This is a genomic window from Bacillus sp. LNXM12-1 (genome assembly GCF_003004375.1).
Lineage (GTDB): Bacteria > Bacillota > Bacilli > Bacillales > Bacillaceae > Bacillus.
The window spans coordinates 198,899-217,523 of the sequence record NZ_PVWX01000002.1 but is presented as its reverse complement, the minus strand read 5'-3'; the positions used below and the strand labels follow the sequence as shown (position 1 = coordinate 217,523).

The window sequence follows — 18,625 nt, the reverse complement described above, 5'->3', positions numbered from 1 at the left end:
TTATATGCCAACAGGCACGATGTACATTCCTGTTTCTGCATCCTGTCTAATCGTGACGGACACATCATAAATGTGCCGCACATTCTCTTCTGTTAACACATCGTTTGGCTGTCCTTCACTGATAATTCGTCCATCCTTCATCGCAATGATGACGTCACTGTAGCGGACAGCCTGATTCATGTCGTGCAGCACCATGACAATCGTGAGTCCATGCACGACATTGAGCTCACGGATCAGCTCAAGAATGTCAAATTGATAGTAGATATCCAAATAGGTTGTCGGTTCATCTAAGAAAAGGATCGGTGTTTTTTGCGCAAGTGCCATCGCAATCCATACACGCTGACGCTCACCACCTGACAGTGAGGCGAGCGGCACCTTTCGTTTTTCCGTTAGTTTTGTACTGGACAGTGCCCACTCTATCGCTCTCTCATCCTCTTCCTTGTCACCCCCGCGCATCGTCTGGTACGGCGTTCTACCGAATGCCACGACCCGTTCGATCGTTAAATCAAGCGGTGCTTCATTTTGCTGATGGACGACAGCCAGCTTTTTTGCCAGCTCCTTTGGCTTAAATGCATTCAGCGCTTGTCCGTCTAAGTGAATCTGCCCTTTGTTTGGACAATGATTATTCGCCATCAAGGAAAGCAGTGTGGATTTCCCCGAGCCATTTGGACCGATAATGGTTGTGATTTTCCCCTTTTCGATCTGTGTTGTGACCGATTGAACGATGTCCTTCTGCTGGTCATATGAGAATGACACCTCACGAATGTCCATGGAGACGGTCCCCCCTTCTTAACAAAAAGATCAGAAACGGCCCGCCAATCACGGCCATGATCGTAGAAGCAGGAATCTCATTTGGCGCTACAAGCGTCCTGCCGAGCGTATCAGCCGTCAAAATCAGCAAAGCCCCGCTTAACGTAGAAAAAGGAATGAGTACCCGATGATCCGAGCCAACAAGCCTTCTTGAAATGTGCGGAATGAGCAAACCGACAAAGGCAATCACGCCCGCTACCGCAGCTGTCACCGCCGCGAGTAATACCGCTGTGATGGAAATCAAAAGGCGCATTCTGGTCACACGCAATCCTAAATTTTTCGCTGTCTTGTCCTGAAGAGCCAAGAGGTTACACCATCTGCTGAAGAAAAGTGCTACGACAAGGCCGACGACGCCATAGACTCCGATTAAACGGACATCTCCCCACGTTTTCATCGTGAGATTTGACTGTCCTGACTGATTGATCGTGATATTGAAATAGCTGCAAATGGTCACAAATGCTTCAGCCATTCCAGTAAACATGGCATTGATGGCGATCCCAACCAAAATCATGCGGATTGGGCTTAAACCGCCCTTCCAAGACAGAACGTACACGAGGAAACATGCAATGGCTCCGCCTAATACCGAAAATAAAGGAGAGTAGAAATAAAATTGAGGAAGCGCTGTAATCGCCATTAAAGAAAAGAAGCTGGCTCCTGATGAAATTCCAATGACGCCGGCATCAGCTAATGGATTTCTCATGACCGACTGCAGCAGTACACCGGAGACAGATAAGGCGGCCCCTGTAAACATTGCGATGAGCATGCGGGGAATTCTCAAATCTTTAATGATGTCTACCTGTGCATGTTGACCGGTGATGAGCCCTTCCAATAATTCAATCGGGGTGACATGAATACTCCCAGTAATGGCGGAATAAATAAACACGCACACCAGTAAGAGACTAACTATCAGAAATAAAATCCCTGTTTTTTTCATCTTGAACGTCCTTTTATCATTAAGATTCGCCGCTTATGACGGGTAGAGCATACGCGTTAGTTCATCTAATGCTTCTGCTGCCTTTAAATTGCCCGTTGTCCCAAATAAGCTTTCTTCGAGGTCGTACACCCGGTCTTGCTTGACCGCATGAAAATGCTTCCAGATGTCATTTGTTTTAAATTCTTGATCAAACATGCGGACAACTTCATCTGGCATCCCATGTGCGGCCCGGAGTATGATATCTGGATTGGCTTTTTGTAAATACTCCGTATTAGATGCCAAATACTCCATTTTCTCACCTTTGACAATGTTCTTTCCGCCTGCGATACGTACAAGATCACCAATATATGAATTCTCTGTTGCCACCAAATAACTGCCCGGTACACCAAGCAAAATCAGAACGGACGGCTTGCGCTTTCCCTTCGTCTTCTCTTGTATGTCTTTCTTTTTTTGTTCAAAGTCAGACACGATGCGCTCGGCTTGTTTCTTTCTGTCATACTGAGCTCCAAGCTTCGTGATCGCCTTCTCCATGCTACCAAGGCTCTCGAGATTTAAGTATGTGGCAGGGACACCTGCTTGCTGAAAGGGTGTCTCTAAATCATATTGAAGGGTTGTGACAGACAGGACATCTGTCGGTTTAAGTGATTGGATGATTTCCATGTCCGGGCTCATTGGATTACCGACTTCCGGCAGTCCTTTATAACGAGCTGGCAAGGATTTTTGACTTGTTGGCACCCCGACAAGATCCACCTCTAAAGCATCCATAATCTCCACAGCAGCTACAGTCGTTGCCACAATGCGCGCACTTGATTCTGCGCTTTTTTTGCCTTTCGCTGAACTTTCGGCTGACTGTGAGCAGCCCGATAAGATCACGCACACACTAAGAGCAGCGATCAGGGTACATAACATTCGATGCTTCAAAAACAGAAGCCTCCTTTCGAAAAAAGAGAGTGGATGCGCCGAGAGAAATTGCGCATCTCACTTAAACTAATCCATCTATCTTGTTCTTGTTTGATACTTTCTTACGAGTACGAATAATGACCCGCCGAATAAAAGAATATACACCCAAAAAAGAGAGGTATCTCCTGTTTTCGGATTCAACTGTCCAGTCTCAGACTTGGTTTGGTCATCTGATGGAGTAAATGTCATCTGCTCTGCGCCTGTTTCCTCTGGCGCTAGATTTTCAAGCTGATTTGTTTGAGAATCGCGATCATTTGGATTTTTGACAAAGCCGATACTCTCATCGTCTCCGATTACCATAGCAATGCCGCTTCCTTCACCAAGAGTGATTCCTTTTGTGTCATAGACAAGTTTGACATCGTACTGCTCATGATAATTCGCAGCCGGAATATCAATTTTTACGCGTGCTGCTTGAGCAGTGCTTAAACTTTTGGCTTCATATTGAATCACTCGTGTGTCTGCTTTTTGATCTGTTTTTGCGACAAGAGTCTCTTCATATTTCCCGCCTGTCCCTACTTGGAAGGATGTGATGGCTGAGCTGTTCTTCACTGTATATGAAACGAAATGGCGGCCATTTTTTACGACCAATGTCGCAGGGCTCACGACGTAATCGTTCATACGAGAAGGCTCATCCTTGTCTGCTTTCTTCATTGAGAAAGGCAGCTTGTATACACCATCTTTAAGCTTAGCCGTCTCTTGAGCAGCTCCGCCGTTATTTGTTTCTGGTGATGGTGTGTTTGGTTTTGGTGTTTCTGGTGCAGCCGGTGTTTCTTCCTCTACCTGCCCGTCCTTAAGTGGAGCGATACTCTTTGCATCGAATTGAAAACGAATATCGTAGGTTTGGTCATAGTGAGCAGCTGCTACCACGATGTGTACTTTTCCTTTGACCGCTTTTTTCAGATCAGCGACATCAAATGACACCACTCTTGTGTTCTTTGCTTTATCTGTGCTGACCGTCTTCACTTCTTGATAAGATCCGTTTTTCTCTGTTTTCAAGGAAGCGACAGACGTATGATCCTTCACCGTAAAGGAAATGGTTTGTTTTCCATTTTTGATGGTTAAGGATGCAGGATGTGAGAAGTATTGGTTCATCCGAGATGCCTCGTCCTGATCCCCTTTCAGCACACTGTAATTGATGCGGTATTCGCCATCTTTTAATTGATTTTGCGCAGAATCATCTGGTTTTGTGCCATTGTTATTGCCAGGTGTTGCCTGATGATCGTCTGGCTTTGTCCCATTTTGATCATCCGGCTTTGTTTCGTTATCGTCTGGCTTTGACCCGTTTTGATCATCCGGCTTTGTTTCATTATCGTCTGGCTTTGACCCGTTTTGGTCATCCGGTTTTGTTTCGTTATCGTCTGGCTTTGCAGGTGTAACGAGTGTTAGGCTGCTTTGATCGAATGCAAGCTGTACGTCATACGCTTCGTCATAAATAAAGCCGCCTAAATCCCAGTAAATTTTCACCCAGCCGTTTAATTTGGCTGATAAGTCAGCAACATCAAATTTGATCACACGTGTATTGGCTGTTTCATCCTCACTGACGGTTTCAGTGGTGACAAGAGCACCATTTTGTTCAACTTTGAAATCTGTAATCTCTTTGCTTTGCTTCAGCGTGACATAGGCTGTTGTCTTGCCATTCTCCACAATCAGCTTAGCTGGCTTTTCTGTATACGTATCCATCATGGACGCTTCTGTGCTGCCATTCTTTAAAATGGTGAATCCGGCCGTGTATTCACCATCAACAAATGATGCCGCTTGAGCCGTTCCTTGAGGAATCTGAAACGCAGTCAATAAACTGAATAAAACGAGCAGAATAGCTGCCTTTAGATGAAAAAGACGTTTCAAATGGTGACACTTCCTTTCTTAATGCTTGATGATCCACTTTCTTGCTAAAAACCCGCCTGAGCATAGAGCAAGCACAAGGAGCCACCCTGTCTGGTTTGTATCACCAGTTTGAGGATTCTCTTCTTGTTTTGTCGTGGATGAATCAGATGTTTTCGTTGATTCTTTTGATGGCTGCTGATCTTCTGCTGCACCCGCTGATTTGTTTGTGCTGTTAGACGAAAGCGATTTCATGCTGCTCTCATCGAATTTCAGCTGAATGGTATAATCATGATCATAATCAGCAGATTTAACAGTGACATGAATTTTTGACTTGATTGGCTTAGACAAGCTCTGAGCTTGGAACTGAACAAGCCTTGTGTTGGCTTTTTTATTAGTTGAGAGAACCGTTGTGTCGACATAGCCGCCATTTCCCGGCACTTTAAATTCCGTCACCCAGCTGCTATTTTTAATGGTCATTTGTACAGTCAGCTTCCCATTTTTTGCAATCACTTTTGCTGGCTTCAGCCAGTAATCATTTGCCATGGAAACCGCATTTCCTTCAGCCTTCAGCACAGTATAGTTGACGGAGTATGTACCATCCTTTAACGTGGCAGCCTGTGCGTTTGAAAAAGGCAGCATAAGTGCCAATAATAAAGCGGTCATGAAGACTGATAGCCTCATCATTTTTTTCATCAAGCGAATTTCCTCCCTTTCTATTGAACAGATGCTGCATCAAACTTGAGGCGGATGTCGTAATTGCCTGTATATCCGATGACCGGTACAGTCACGCTCACTTTTGCTGGTACGACTTCTGTCAGGCTGTTCACGTTGAATTCAACCGTTCTCTTATTTGCAGCTGTATTTGTACTGATCACCTTCGCATCTTTGTACACACCTTGATCAAGTGTTTTAAAGCTTGTGATCCAAGAGCTATTCGTTAACGTGACTTGTGCTTTGATTTTTCCATTCTTCACGACAAGCTTGGCTGGTTTTTCAAAATACGTATTCGCTGTTGAAGTCGAATCGCTATCTGCCTTCCATACCACATATTGTGCTGAATGTTGACCATCTGCTAAGCCTGCTGCTGAGGCTGAGCTAACCGGGGCTAGGGCAAATAATAGAACAAAACTAAAGAACAATAATACGTGTGATGTTGAACGAATGGCTTTCATGTGAACCCTCCTAAATGATATTGATAATTATTCTCAATAGACAATAAAAAAAATAACCTTCATAAGCGCTGGATCACACTTATAGATGATTATGATAATCATTATCAATTGAGTTGAAAAAATAAATCTTTGCTTCCTAAAAGCCAAAGATGTCTGTTTCTAAATGATGGTTTGAAACGTGTTTTAGGTAATCTGTCCCATTCATGATACCATGGCATAACCTCCATTCCATTACAGGGAAAAGAACCCTCTTCTCCTTGATATTATATGATGAATGAATTTATTGTCAACATCATTTTTCATACTATTGACTTAGATTTCTGGAAAATCGCACAAAAAAATTTCGACCAGACAGACTGATCGAAATCGATTAGGAAGGGACATGTTCCCCTTTTTTGCTGTTTTTACGTTCTAAAGACCAAGCATACATTTCACGAATAATCGGCTCAATTTTCTTCCCTTGCGCTGTTAATTCGTATTCAATCCGTACTGGAATGTCAGGGTATACGTTTTTCTCAACGAGTCCTTCAGCCTCTAAATCCTTCAGCCTTTCTGATAATAATCGTCCGCTGATGTCCATTTCATTTTCAAGCTGACAGAAACGCTTAGGGCCTGTCAGAAGCTGATTGATGATGAGAATGACCCACTTCTTGCCTAGAATCTCCATGGCATCTGTGATTGGACAGCCATCTACTTGAGCCATACCTTACTCCCTCCCGCTTTTCTCTCTTTTTTTTCATTATAGCACAATTAATTACTTGAAATAAGTCACTAACTATTATATAGTTTAGTTACTTTAAGTAACAAGGTATTCATTTTTATAGATTTTCAAAAACATTTGAACATGCCGATGCATATATCATGAAGGAGCTGACCGAGCTTGAAGACAATTGAGGAGCTAAGATTGGGTGTAACAGAGTTACATGTGTCCAGCTTTGAGCGTTCTTTACCTTTTTATACAGACATTTTAGGATTTACAATAGTAGAACAGACGGAATCCACCGTCACTCTTGGAAGCAATGCAAAGGAACCCATTCTTTTGTTAAAAGAGGATGCACAGCTCAAGGAGAAGCCTGATCATGAGCCAGGACTTTATCATTTTGCTGTTTTATTACCTACCAGAAAAAACCTGGGCACATGGCTGGCACATGTGATCAAAAAAGGCTATCCTTTAATTGGAGCAAGCGATCACTTTTTCAGTGAAGCCATTTATTTAAGTGACCCTGACGGCATTGGCGTAGAAATATATGCTGATCGCCCTGAGGACGTTTGGGTAGGTGAGCATGGAGAACTGAAAGGTGGCGGAAATGCACCTCTTGATGGAGATGGTCTCCTGCAAGAAGCCGCTGATACAACTTGGGAAGGACTTCCCGCTGGTACAGTTATGGGACACTTACATTTCCATCTTAACCCAGAAGAAGCTGATTCCTTTTATGTCAATACGCTCGGTTTTCACATCAGAATGGCTCCACCAGCAAGCCTGTTTATCGCCGCTGGTGTGTACCACCATCACCTTGCCTTTAATGCATGGGGACGGGGACGAAAAGGAGCCATTGATCCACGTTTTTCAGGAATTAGAAGCTATACACTGGTATTCCCACAAGAAGCAGACAGACAGTCCGTCGTCGAGTGTCTGACAAAAGCAGGCACTCAAGTGAAAACAACAGGGAAAAGTAACGAATTTGTTGATCCATTTGGCGTTCTCGTTCGTTTACAGATTGAAGAAACAGACAAAAAAGAAGGTGCAGAATATGGACAAACACACAGATCTTAAAACAGCCATTTTAAAAGATAAAATCAAACGAGTACAGCAAGAAGACGGGTATATATATATCACTGGACCCATTAAATTGCCAGTGAATTTAGACGGCAGAACCGTGATGTTCAACTGGTATTCATGGTTAAAAGACGATGGAAAAGAGCCATTGTCAGATGACGCTTTAATTGAAAGCCTCTCGTCCCGCCAGCTTGCCGATCATCAGCAGTCAAGCGTTCTAGTGTATGGGGAGTTCGAGCACGCTGACGAAGCCCTTATCCGCATGCATTCCATTTGCCACACTGGTGATATTTTCGGAAGCAAGCGCTGCGACTGCGGGTTCCAATTGAAGCAGTCCATGCGGATGATTGAAGACAATGGTGCAGGTGCACTGTTCTATTTAGCCAATCATGAAGGCCGCGGTATTGGACTTTTCAGTAAAGCCATGGCTTATATTCTTCAAGAAAACGGCTACGATACAGTAGAAGCGAACGAAGCACTCGGCTTTGAAGATGACACGCGTCAATATGAAGAAGCCATCGCGGTTCTTCAAACACTTCGTACAAAGCCAGTCAGACTCATTACCAATAATCCGAAAAAGACAGATGCCATCAGCCATGCAGGTCTATCTCTTTCTGGACGCATTCCGCTTTGGGGTGATGTCTCGGAGTTTAATGAAAAATACTTACAGACAAAAATCAACCGCTCAGGTCACATGAAGGCGGAGCAAGAGGTGCGTACGATTGCCACATCATGAGCGATATATGAATCTAGCCCTTGAAAATGCACAGGCAATGAAAGGTCAGACCTCTCCAAACCCGCTCGTCGGGGCTGTGATTGTGCGAGAGAATGAAATTGTTGGTGTCGGTGCTCACATGAAAGCCGGTGAACCGCATGCTGAAATTCATGCACTTAAAATGGCTGGAGACAAGGCAAAAGGAGCCACCATTTATGTGACCCTCGAGCCTTGTTCCCATCACGGCCGCACAGGCCCTTGCGCGGAAGCACTTGTGAAAGCAGGCGTCGAAACCGTTGTCGTGGCAGCGCTTGACCCGAACCCGCTTGTCGCAGGCCGCGGGATTGCCATCTTACAAGATGCTGGCATCCAAGTGATTACAGGCGTACTGGAACAGGAATCCATTCTCATGAATGAAGTATTTAATCATTTTATTACGAAAAAAACACCTTTCGTGACGCTCAAGGCAGGTATTACCTTAGACGGAAAAATTGCGTCTGCTACGTCTGACAGTAAATGGATTACATCTGAAACATCTCGTTATGATGCTCATCATATCCGCAGTATCAATGATGCGATTTTGGTCGGTGCTCAAACCGTTATTCATGACGATCCTTCACTAACTGCACGGATTCCAAATGGGCATCATCCGATTCGAATTGTCTTAGACTCTAAGCTGTCAACACCGCTGACAGCAAAGATCGTCACTGATCAGACGGCACCTACATGGATCTTTACGACAAAGCAAGCCAATGAGGGAAAACGAGCCGCTTTAGAAGCAGCTGGCGTCAGTGTCTTTATAACAGATAGCGACACGCGGGTGCCCCTGCAAGAAGTGCTTCAAGTGCTGGGAGAAAGAAATGTCTCCGCCCTCATGATTGAAGGCGGCGGCCAGGTCAATGCCTCATTTTTAGAACAGCAGCTTGTAGATAAATTGGTCATCTATATGGCACCTAAACTCATTGGCGGTCGGCTGTCCCCTTCCTTTTTTGGAGGCGAAGGCATACGCCTCATGAGTGATGCCATCGAATTGGATCAACTCTCAGTAGAACCACTAGGGAAAGATATCAAAATAACGGGCTATCCTGTTTATCAATAAACAAGCTTGTAGACCCCATCTACAGGCTTTTTTTCAAATATGTTTTGAGGTGAATGTGATGTCGATAAAAGGAATCAATCATTTGTTATTTTCTGTTTCTGATTTAGAAACCTCTATTGATTTTTACACAAACGTATTTGACGCCACTTTATTAGTAAAAGGAAAAAAGACAGCTTACTTTGATTTGAACGGGCTATGGCTTGCACTGAATGTGGAAAAAGACATTCCTCGTCAAGACATTCAGCACGCTTACACGCACATCGCTTTTTCAATTGATGAAGAGGATGTAGATCACATGTACAACAAGCTAAAACATTTGAACGTCAACATCTTGCCAGGCCGTCCGAGAGATGAAAAAGATCATCAGTCGATCTACTTTACGGACCCTGATGGACATAAATTTGAGTTTCATACCGGGACCATGAAAGATCGAATCGATTATTACAAGCAAGAAAAAGCTCATATGGAATTTTTTGATGAATGATAAAAAAACAGAACTTCCATCTTCATGAAAGTTCTGTTTCGCCTTTGAACCACCCAAATGTCGATTCACCAATCATCACCGTGAAACTTGTCGTAAAATGTTTCATGTGAAACATTTGTGATTTGATCTCTATCGATTCCCCTCTACCAATCTGCCAAAGCTTTCGGGTGAAAGTCCCGGTGACACGCGAACACGGTGCAAGGACATCATGCCCTGTTCCTTCTTCGCATGTCCTGGTTCAGTGGTGACAGCCATTTGATAACCGGCTTCCTTCGCTAGCTTCAGCGTGTCTTCGTTATAGCGCCCAACAGGATAACTGACCATTCTCGTATGCTGAGAAAATCGTTGATCAAAGAATGCCTTTGATCCTTTTAATTCCTCTTTCTGCTGCTCCTTTGATAAACGATTGAGCTCTAAATGATGAATTGTATGACTCTCAATCGAAAGCCCATTTGCTATCATTTCATCCATTTGATCATCCGTTAAGTGGTTCGGGCGCCCAATGGATTGCGCAATCATGAAAATCGTTGCCTTCATTCTATACTGCTTTAAAATCGGGAATGCCTTTGTATAGTTATCGGTATATCCATCATCGAATGTAATGAGGACACACTTTTCACTTGGCTTCGTATTTGTTGTGAAGACGCGGTAAGCTTCTTCTGGCGACAGCGTGACATAGTCGTTGTCCTTCAGCCATTTCATATGAGCCGCAAACTCGCTCTTTGGTACACGAAGCGAGTTGCCGCTGGAGATGCTGTGATACATCAAAATCGGAAGCTCTACCGGCTCCTTTTGCTCAATCCAACTTTGTGTATCAATCTCTGCTGCTTCTGTCTGCTGAATCTCTTCTGTTTCTTTTAATCGTAATGGACCCTTTTCCTCTTTGACTACTTGCTGGTTTCCTATCGTTTGCTCCTTCGTTCCCATACAGCCCGAAATGAGCAGCACCAAAAGACCAACCGCAATCAACATACATGTTTTTTTCATTCACCAATCCTGCTTTCTCTCTATCTACCGAATGATTATAACAGAAATTGGTTAATAGCTGATATCTATTTTGACAGGGCGTTCATTTTTTTACACATTTCGATCATTTCGATGGCGAGCAGATGAATGGTCTCTGTTGTGAGCATTTGATCTTCTGCGTGTATCAGCAGTAAAGAAAAGGGAAGCTGCTCACCTGCCGCCTCTTTTTGGATCAGCGGCAAGTGCAGATTGTGGATGCTTCGAAACGCTTCCTCCCCTTTTTCAATCAACTGCTGTGCTTTTTCAAAATCATCTGCTCTTGCTAGACGAATCGCTTCGACATAATGACTTCTTGCCTCGCCTGCATGAGCAATGATTTGAAAGGCTGCTCCCTGCATTTCCTCTAATACCGTCATCTGCTTCTCCTCCAATTACTTAAGATTCATTTGCTAGTTTCAGAGCATGCTCTAGTATTTTTTCCCCGTTCGCTGTTCCGTATAATCTCACATTGATGACATCGACAGGTATTTGATAAGGTGCAGCGGTTTTTTCTGCTGCCTTTTTCATAAAGCTTACTTGCGGTCCAAGTAAAATCACCTGAACATCTCCTCCATGCTCTTCTAATTCATCCGCAATGGCCCCTTCAGGTATGGCGTAGATATCATAATCCAGCTCTTTAGCTTCTGCAGCAGCCTTCATTTTGGACACTACAATGGACGTCGACATTCCTGCGGCACAAGCGAGAATGATTCGTTTCATATTCCATCACTCCTATCGATAGATGACTTCTGTTTCAACCTTCAGTTCCCTTGTTTTGATTAATGTCTGGTACCAATACGCTGATGCTTTCAACTGGCGATTCCGTTCATTTTCCAGCTGGATTTCGACTAATCCGTAGCGGTTTTTAAAGGCATTCATCGGTGAGACATTATCCGTAAAAGCCCACAGCATATAGCCCGTGCAATTTGATCCTTCTGCTTTCGCTTGAAGTGCCCGCTTCAAATGCTGGCTGATAAATGAAATGCGATACTGATCATCAATGATACCGTCTTCATTTTTAAACCGTTCTTCCTTTTCTACACCCATCCCGTTTTCGGCTACAAACCACTCGATATTTCCGTATTCTTCTTTTATTCTCATCCCCATATCATAGACAATGTTTGGGTAGATTTCCCAGCCTCTGAATGGATTCATTTTTCTCCCTGGAAGCTCAAACATATCGTAATAATAAGACGGATGAAATGGCGTCCCTTCGTTCCACGCCTTACTCGGCGCCTTGACACGATGCGGATAGTATAAGTTGAGCCCGACGACATCGACCGTATGATTCTTGATGACCTGAAGCTCTTCCTCTGTCGCATCAAAAAGAATATCATGCTTTTTCAACACATCGAGCAATTCCTCTGGATACTCCCCTTTGATGGAGGGATCTAAGAACATTCGATTGAAAAACAAATCATACATCCGTGCCGCTTCTTGATCATGCGGGGCAGAGGATCTTGCATACGTCACTTCTGGATTGAGAATCACCCCGATTTTTGCACCTGTCGATTCCTTCAATCCCATCTCCCGAAACAGCTTCACCACTTTTGCTGTTGCCAGCGCTTTATGATAGTTCCACTGCATCCATTTTTTCGTATTTTGCTCAAAGGGATAACGGATGGCATCTAGATAAACACGTGTTTGGACAACAATTGGTTCATTAAAGCTAAACCAATGTTTGACCCTGTCCCCGTAGCGCTCAAACACTTTTTCCGCATAGAGAACAAACAGCTCGACGACATGCTTTGATGACCATCCGCCATACTTCTCAAGCAAAACGGCAGGAAGCTCATAATGCTCTAAGCAAAACATTGGCTCTACACCTGCTGCAATTAATCCATTGATCAAGTCATCAATGTAACGGGCATAGGTCTCATCCACAATCCCCTTCTCGTAATCTATGAGAAACCTCGACCAATTGATCGATGTCCTATAATGTGTCAGTCCAATCTCTCTCATTAAGGCCACATCTTCAGGATAGCGCTCGTAAAAGTTCGTCGCACCAGCCGGACCATATCCTTCGTGCCACACGTGATAACCTTCCTTATACCATGAATCAATGTACGAATCCTGATGCACCTGCTTTCCCTTCCATCCCTCTGTTTGCCAAGCAGAAGCCGCTGCACCTAGGATAAAATCACTTGGAATCTCGATTCTGTTCATATCGCTACCTTCCCTTTCCTCGTTTGAACGTGAAGCCCCTCCCAAATTCCTTGCAAATACACAGCCCCAAGTGCTCGATCATATAAACCGTAGCCAGGTCTGCCTGTCTCGCCAAAGATCATACGTCCATGATCCGACCGGACATAGCCATTAGAGCCCTCTTCAAACAAAGCCTTCACAATTGCCCCCATATCAAGACTTCCTGCTGACGAAAGGTGCGCTGACTCTTCAAAATCACCATTTTCATGAACGATGGCATTTCGTCAATGAGCAAAGTGGATGCGTCATTTTTCGCATATTTACGCGCAAGTGAAACAGGATCATCCTCTCCATACCACTTACATTGCATGTTCATTCATGCCCCTCCTTTTATTCTGAATCTGGTGCCGCTTCTGGTTTGCGGTTAGACAAGAGAACAAATGGCAAATAGATGAAGACTGCTACTACAATACAGATGAGCTGTGTGATGACAGCTCCCATGCTGCCAGCGGTTGACAGCCATGCATTCACAATCGGCGGTGTCGTCCACGGCACCATCACGACTGCTTTTCCAGCAAATCCTGTAGCTGTCGCAATGTAACCAATCGTCCCTGTCACAAGCGGTGTGACGATAAATGGGATTGCCATCACAGGGTTTAACATAACGGGTAATCCAAAAATAACGGGTTCATTGATGTTGAAGAGGCCCGGTCCAGATGAGAGCTTGGCAATGCTTCGCATCTCTTCCCTTCTTCCAGCAATAAAAATCGCAATCAAAAGCCCAATGGTCACACCTGAACCACCAATACTCATATACACATCCCAAAATGGCATCGTGATGATATTCGGAATCTCTTTTCCCTCTTGAAATGCTGTCATATTCACTGCAATCGACCCTAATAAGAGCGGCTCCCGGATCGGTTTGATCATCTGGTTGCCATGGATGCCGATCACCCAGAAAAATTGCGCCACAAACATCAACGTTAAAATCCCCGGCAGACCCTGTACAACACTTTCTAGCGGGCGCTGCACCACGTTATACACTGCTTCATGCAAATAAATGCCTGTCAAACGGTGAAATGCAAAGCCGAATGAACTAATGATCGTAATCGTAATGATCGAAGGAAAAAGTGACGAAAAAGATGTCGCAACATTCGATGGAACAGAATCTGGCATCTTGATTTGAAGCCATTTCACCTCGGTCAGCTTACAAAAGATTTCCACAGATATGATCGCAATGATCATCCCTAAAAATAAGCTTTTTGGATCAGAAAATTGCCTTGCCAGTACATCTACAACCTCACGCATCGATCCATCCACTTCAAGAAGAAGTGTCGTTGGAATAACAGATATAAATGAAATCAATGCCATCAGCCCTGGGAACAGGGACTTGTGCCCGTTGATTTTCCCAAGCTCTATCCCGATGAGGAACACAGCCCCAATCGTTAAAAAGTTCAGCGTGGCATAATTGATTGCCTTCATAATTGGCTGAAGCTCCGCTAAAAATCTGAATATCTCAAAATGAGCAAGCCCTGTTTCCGGGCTCATGATCATATTTGCCACCAATACAGCAAAAGCCCCTGTAATGATGATTGGCATCAATGTGACAAATGCCTGTTTAATCGCCATAATATATTTCTGATTCGTGATGCGATAAGCCACATTCCCCATGACGTCTGCCGCTTTCTCCTTGAAGCTCATGATCCGTCTCCCCCTTTGCAAAAACTCGTGATCATCCTCCTTTTTGATGTTATTTTAAAAGCGCTTTCATTAACATCTAATCTTTTTCCTCACAGATGCGGAAATGGGTGTCCCGTTTTTTCATTCGGATGCTCCAATACTTGAAGCGCCGCCGTCAGTTCCTCAAATGAAGCGGCCTTGATGAGTTGTTCCACCACTTCCTTCCGCTCTGTCAGCCGCACAAGAAATTGATAAAGCGACTGTAATTCTTTTTGATACGTCTTCTGGATACTCAACAAACAAACGACTTGTACTCGATCTTCACCCCACAGCACCGGTTTTTTCAACGTGCAGATCGCACAAAACGTGTCATCTGTTGCCGGCTTCATCGGATGAGGAATCGCGACCAAATGACCGAACGATGTCGGGGACACTTGCTCTCTTTCCAGCAATAATTGTTCAAACTCGTCCGGGATGCGATGTTGTTCCTTTAGCACGTTCACGAAAAATTGAAGAACCTCTTCTCTTGATTGAAGGTCTTGCTGAAAAAATGCCAGCGCCGGACTGACATACCGCAAAACCCCTGTATCCTGTGGATCCTGCACAAAACGTTTCAGCCGTACAATATCATCGTCACTTAAAATCGTATGTACATCAATCACTGGCACCGGCAATGTGTTCTGAAGCGGAATGGTACTAATAATAAAATCAATGCTTCTCAAATCATACGAAGGAAGATCCCCAATACTTGCAGTTCCAGCGATCTCCAGCCTTCCGCTAAAAGCCGCCGTCAGCTTATGAAGAAGGAGCTGACTGCTGGCGACACCCGTTGCACACACAATAAGGCATCTCTTTCTCACATGCTGTGATTTTGTCCGCTCGATTGCAGCACCGATATGGAGCGCCAAATACCCAATCTCATCCTCATGGATCTCGACCCCCTCTTTTTCCTTCAGCCATCTGCCCATATAGACACCCGCTTCAAATGCAATGGGATAATGCCTTTTAATGTCCGGTAAATAGGGGTTACGAATGTTCATATCGTACTTAAAACGATGAATGGCGGAACGCAAATGAAGACTTAATCCAACGATCAACTCCTTATCAAATTGAATATCAAGTGACATGTGCTCCTCTACATAAGCAAGTAATTGGTGAGTGAAGCGAAAGTGATCTTCGTCTAGAAGGTGAAATAGCGTATGGCCGTCATCTCCATATGCCATCATCTTGGCACCCATCAAGTGAATCGCAATGTACGCCATTTCAGATAACGGAAAATCAATAGCTAATACATGCCGAATATCTTCTGCCATTTGTTGAGCCACTTGAAAAACAGGCTGCACTTGAATGTCTTTCAATTCCGCTTCTGGCATCATGACTAGTTTTTTCTCTTCAATTCGTTTGCATGCAATGGCGATGTGGGTGACTAAATTACTTAAACCGATCTCTGACAGATGAAGTCCGCTTGCTTTTGTACGTGAACGCACAATGTCCTGAACCAATTGATACGTTTCTTCAGGTAACAGCGCAGAGTTCGCATGCTCTTGCTGAAACACATGCTCAGCCATACAATATCTTAATTTCATTTCATCCCCTGTCAGCCGCAATCCATATTTAGGGCGATGTGCTACAGAAAGTCCATGTAATGAAAACAAATGTCTGACCGCTTTCAAATCATTCTTCACTGTCGATTCACTCACAAATAGTTCCTCTGCCAACCCATCTAATTTGATATAGTCTTCAGACAGAAGCAGCCTTTTCAATAGATACGCCACACGGTCTTTAGGCTGATTGGGAATGACCTGTTCCTTTTTTTCGTTTCTTTCTCTCAGCGACTTTTTCAAAAATGTACGAAATGCCCCATAATCCTCGACGGTCAATGTATACCCTGCCCCGCGTTTGATATGTAGTGCGGCTCCTTGTTCATCTATTATAGATTTAAGCGCTTTCATATCTGTTCGGATGGTTCGTGATGTGACGCCAATCACGCGGGCAATTTCTTCACTTGTCAGTTCCTGCTCCGCTTGCATCAAGCGTTTCAGGAGCTCCTCCTGACGTAAAGATAGCATGGGCTCTCCTCCCTTGGCATTTACTTTTGCCTATCATCATAAACGAAAATAGAACTCTTTGCCCAGTTTTTCTTACAAATCGGGAACCTCAATATGGCTCAATCGTATGATGATGAAACAAGAGGAGGGATGCATCATGGGTTCTTTTATGTTTGTTGTTATGATCATATTGGCTTCTTTAGGAGCAATCATTGCCCACCTGTTCACATCAAAGGATAAACGTACATCTGCTAAGCGTTCTTCACATCACAGTTCAACGACAAGTACCTATACTGATTCATATACTCATCACGCTTCTGATGCCTCCTGCGGGGGAGATTCAGGCGATAGCGGTGGTGGATGTGACTAAACAAAAAAACAGCCGCTCGCTTATGAGACGGCTGTTTTATATTTTATTTTAAAGAGCTTTCCAGCCCCGTTCAATCAAATGTTTAACATCCTTTGCAAAATCCTCGCCCTTTTCCATCACGTCCTGGGCTCTTCCGGCAAAATTACTGGCAACAGCCAGCTCCATTTTTTTTAATTCAAAGTGCAAGATTTTTTGATCAATCTCGGTTATATATTTTTCATACTCATTGTTCACGATGTCGTGCATTACATGGTAGGCGTCTTTTCGGTGGCGATGAAAGTCGGTTCCTCTCTCACCTTTCCATGACGAATCTAGAGCAGGCTTCTTAATTTCCTTTATGTCTGACTGCGCAAGATCTTGTTCTGTTCGAATATTGCTTTTGGCTGTCTTTAACCGAGAGATCATTTCATCAAATTCTGCACGTCTGTTTTCAATTCCCATATGCAGATGGTGTAGCATCTCGGATAAACTCATGTCATCCACCTCTATCGGACCTCATACGAAAGCACAGCGTCAGAGCCTTGGAAGCTATCGACTCACTTGATTTTTCCAATCCTGACATTTCTATCGTTTCGCTTTCATTAAGTATAGTATAAGGTGAAAAGCCTCAGTCTTAAATAGGGAAAAGGTGTCCTTTTAGTGACGTGTTTGGAAGAAAAACGGAATAATACAAGGTCGTACATCCTGAATTTTATATGATTCCATTGAACTATATTTCTTATCATGCAAATGTAATCCATAAATAAAAGCGATTGTGCTGATTATTTTGCAGCAATCGCTTCGTCCTGTTCTTTTAAGGTTTTCACATTCGAGCGCGTGTCCTGGACATTTTTGATTAAGGCTTCTTTAAAGTTTGAGACCATTTCGTTCACCTCTGCCTCACGTGCCGTCCATTTGGTCACAAATTCAAGGCTGTTTTCACCCGCTTTATCTGCTGCTTTTTTCATCATTAAAGCTTCGACTGCTTGGGAGACTTCATCTAGTTGATTCATAACTGTTTGGTAGTTTAACTTAATTTGTCCCATCGTGATATCCTCCAGATTTGTTCAGCATGAAAGCAGCTTTAAAAACTGTTCCATGCTTTTGAGATCAAGCGTTTGGCGTCCTCTACTGCGTCTTCTCCTTTTTCAGCAAGACGTGCGGCGTCTCCAGCTAAGGAACTGGCAAAGGATAACGCAGTTTGTTCAGCTTCTAATGTACTGATTTTGAATTCGATGCGGCTCACGTAGCGTGGGTATTTGTCGTTCACAATCGTTTGCAGCGCATCATGTGCTTCATTCCGCTCTGATTTGAAATCCTTGCTTCGCTCACCTTTCCAAGAGGCCCCAAGCTTTGGCTGCTTGATTTGCTTCAGGTCTGTTTCTGCCGCATCTTGTTCTCGTTCGACCTTACTTTTCGCCTTTTTAAGTCGAGCGATTTTCTCTTCAATTTCTGCTTTTTTACTTGTAATGCCACCGTTTAGGGCAGACAGCATATCCGACAAGCTCATTATGGGTTCCTCCTCCTGTCAAAAAATAAAAACGCTGCTTAGAGTTCCTCTAAACGAGCGTAAGGTGAATAGCACTTTTTCCAATATTGTTATTATAAGGTTCAAAGACTCAT

General features: G+C 43.8%; 21 protein-coding genes and 1 pseudogene. 5 read left to right on the top strand and 17 right to left on the bottom strand.

The window, feature by feature from the left end; genetic code table 11:
• From C6Y07_RS08570 to C6Y07_RS08540, 7 genes are all read right to left on the bottom strand, one after another.
• Entirely contained in the window at nucleotides 1-771 is a 771-nt protein-coding gene (locus C6Y07_RS08570) for an ABC transporter ATP-binding protein (RefSeq protein ID WP_034660447.1), read from the bottom strand.
• A complete protein-coding gene (locus tag C6Y07_RS08565) occupies nucleotides 758-1,744 on the bottom strand; it encodes a FecCD family ABC transporter permease (protein WP_106156576.1) in 987 nt (328 codons plus the stop codon). Before C6Y07_RS08565 ends, C6Y07_RS08570 begins: the two co-directional genes overlap by 14 nt.
• A 33-nt stretch (nucleotides 1,745-1,777) precedes the next feature.
• Nucleotides 1,778-2,665, bottom strand: coding sequence for a heme ABC transporter substrate-binding protein IsdE (gene isdE, locus C6Y07_RS08560; protein ID WP_106071303.1), 888 nt, complete (start codon nucleotides 2,663-2,665; stop codon nucleotides 1,778-1,780).
• Nucleotides 2,666-2,740: 75 nt separating this feature from the next.
• The gene (locus C6Y07_RS08555) at nucleotides 2,741-4,549 is read right to left on the bottom strand and encodes an NEAT domain-containing protein (protein ID WP_106073001.1); all 1,809 of its coding nucleotides are present in this window, start codon (nucleotides 4,547-4,549) and stop codon (nucleotides 2,741-2,743) included.
• A gap of 18 nt (nucleotides 4,550-4,567) precedes the next feature.
• Nucleotides 4,568-5,221 (bottom strand): heme uptake protein IsdC, encoded by a 654-nt coding sequence (gene isdC / locus C6Y07_RS08550; RefSeq protein ID WP_060597745.1) that lies wholly within the window; start codon nucleotides 5,219-5,221, stop codon nucleotides 4,568-4,570.
• Between the two features lie 20 nt (nucleotides 5,222-5,241).
• On the bottom strand, nucleotides 5,242-5,700 hold the full coding sequence (locus C6Y07_RS08545; RefSeq protein WP_066031542.1) for an NEAT domain-containing protein: 459 nt from the start codon (nucleotides 5,698-5,700) through the stop codon (nucleotides 5,242-5,244).
• Nucleotides 5,701-6,070: 370 nt separating this feature from the next.
• Nucleotides 6,071-6,403 (bottom strand): winged helix-turn-helix transcriptional regulator, encoded by a 333-nt coding sequence (locus C6Y07_RS08540; RefSeq protein WP_060597584.1) that lies wholly within the window; start codon nucleotides 6,401-6,403, stop codon nucleotides 6,071-6,073.
• Between the two features lie 177 nt (nucleotides 6,404-6,580).
• On the opposite strand from C6Y07_RS08540, the gene C6Y07_RS08535 reads away from it, so the two are divergent.
• The 4 genes from C6Y07_RS08535 to fosM are packed head-to-tail and all read left to right on the top strand — an operon-like array spanning nucleotide 6,581 to nucleotide 9,775.
• Nucleotides 6,581-7,474 carry a VOC family protein gene (locus C6Y07_RS08535; protein ID WP_060597585.1) on the top strand — a complete coding sequence of 298 codons (894 nt, stop codon included), beginning with the start codon at nucleotides 6,581-6,583 and terminating at the stop codon, nucleotides 7,472-7,474.
• On the top strand, nucleotides 7,452-8,213 hold the full coding sequence (locus C6Y07_RS08530) for a GTP cyclohydrolase II (protein WP_066031541.1): 762 nt from the start codon (nucleotides 7,452-7,454) through the stop codon (nucleotides 8,211-8,213). Before C6Y07_RS08535 ends, C6Y07_RS08530 begins: the two co-directional genes overlap by 23 nt.
• A complete protein-coding gene (ribD, locus tag C6Y07_RS08525) occupies nucleotides 8,200-9,291 on the top strand; it encodes a bifunctional diaminohydroxyphosphoribosylaminopyrimidine deaminase/5-amino-6-(5-phosphoribosylamino)uracil reductase RibD (RefSeq protein WP_060597587.1) in 1,092 nt (363 codons plus the stop codon). The genes C6Y07_RS08530 and ribD overlap by 14 nt, the downstream gene beginning before the upstream one ends.
• Nucleotides 9,292-9,349: 58 nt before the next feature.
• Nucleotides 9,350-9,775 carry a FosM family fosfomycin resistance protein gene (gene fosM / locus C6Y07_RS08520; RefSeq protein ID WP_060597588.1) on the top strand — a complete coding sequence of 142 codons (426 nt, stop codon included), beginning with the start codon at nucleotides 9,350-9,352 and terminating at the stop codon, nucleotides 9,773-9,775.
• A gap of 129 nt (nucleotides 9,776-9,904) precedes the next feature.
• On the opposite strand, the gene C6Y07_RS08515 is transcribed toward fosM, so the two are convergent.
• The 7 genes and pseudogenes from C6Y07_RS08515 to C6Y07_RS08485 all read right to left on the bottom strand — a co-directional run bounded on the left by C6Y07_RS08515 (nucleotide 9,905) and on the right by C6Y07_RS08485 (nucleotide 16,674).
• Nucleotides 9,905-10,762 (bottom strand): polysaccharide deacetylase family protein, encoded by an 858-nt coding sequence (locus C6Y07_RS08515; protein WP_060597589.1) that lies wholly within the window; start codon nucleotides 10,760-10,762, stop codon nucleotides 9,905-9,907.
• Between the two features lie 65 nt (nucleotides 10,763-10,827).
• Nucleotides 10,828-11,157 carry a PTS sugar transporter subunit IIA gene (locus tag C6Y07_RS08510; protein WP_060597590.1) on the bottom strand — a complete coding sequence of 110 codons (330 nt, stop codon included), beginning with the start codon at nucleotides 11,155-11,157 and terminating at the stop codon, nucleotides 10,828-10,830.
• A gap of 19 nt (nucleotides 11,158-11,176) precedes the next feature.
• Nucleotides 11,177-11,500 carry a PTS sugar transporter subunit IIB gene (locus C6Y07_RS08505; RefSeq protein WP_060597591.1) on the bottom strand — a complete coding sequence of 108 codons (324 nt, stop codon included), beginning with the start codon at nucleotides 11,498-11,500 and terminating at the stop codon, nucleotides 11,177-11,179.
• Between the two features lie 12 nt (nucleotides 11,501-11,512).
• Entirely contained in the window at nucleotides 11,513-12,946 is a 1,434-nt protein-coding gene (locus C6Y07_RS08500; protein ID WP_066031540.1) for a glycoside hydrolase family 1 protein, read from the bottom strand.
• Nucleotides 12,943-13,274 (bottom strand): annotated as a pseudogene (locus C6Y07_RS19280) (mannonate dehydratase); the annotation flags it as partial. The pseudogene C6Y07_RS19280 and the gene C6Y07_RS08500, both read right to left, overlap by 4 nt.
• Nucleotides 13,275-13,315: 41 nt before the next feature.
• Entirely contained in the window at nucleotides 13,316-14,626 is a 1,311-nt protein-coding gene (locus tag C6Y07_RS08490) for a PTS sugar transporter subunit IIC (protein ID WP_034660464.1), read from the bottom strand.
• Between the two features lie 89 nt (nucleotides 14,627-14,715).
• Nucleotides 14,716-16,674: a BglG family transcription antiterminator gene (locus tag C6Y07_RS08485; protein ID WP_066031538.1), complete on the bottom strand. Its 1,959-nt coding sequence runs from the start codon at nucleotides 16,672-16,674 to the stop codon at nucleotides 14,716-14,718.
• 136 nt (nucleotides 16,675-16,810) lie between these two features.
• On the opposite strand from C6Y07_RS08485, the gene C6Y07_RS08480 reads away from it, so the two are divergent.
• The gene (locus tag C6Y07_RS08480; RefSeq protein WP_223250412.1) at nucleotides 16,811-17,023 is read left to right on the top strand and encodes a hypothetical protein; all 213 of its coding nucleotides are present in this window, start codon (nucleotides 16,811-16,813) and stop codon (nucleotides 17,021-17,023) included.
• 48 nt (nucleotides 17,024-17,071) lie between these two features.
• Here the strand turns inward: C6Y07_RS08480 and C6Y07_RS08475 are convergent, their stop codons facing one another.
• From C6Y07_RS08475 to C6Y07_RS08465, 3 genes are all read right to left on the bottom strand, one after another.
• Nucleotides 17,072-17,497, bottom strand: a complete 426-nt coding sequence (locus C6Y07_RS08475; RefSeq protein ID WP_060597595.1) for a YwqH-like family protein — start codon at nucleotides 17,495-17,497, stop codon at nucleotides 17,072-17,074.
• 287 nt (nucleotides 17,498-17,784) lie between these two features.
• Entirely contained in the window at nucleotides 17,785-18,048 is a 264-nt protein-coding gene (locus C6Y07_RS08470; protein ID WP_060597596.1) for a YwqI/YxiC family protein, read from the bottom strand.
• Between the two features lie 38 nt (nucleotides 18,049-18,086).
• A complete protein-coding gene (locus C6Y07_RS08465; protein ID WP_060597597.1) occupies nucleotides 18,087-18,512 on the bottom strand; it encodes a YwqH-like family protein in 426 nt (141 codons plus the stop codon).
• Between the last annotated feature and the right edge of the window lie 113 nt (nucleotides 18,513-18,625).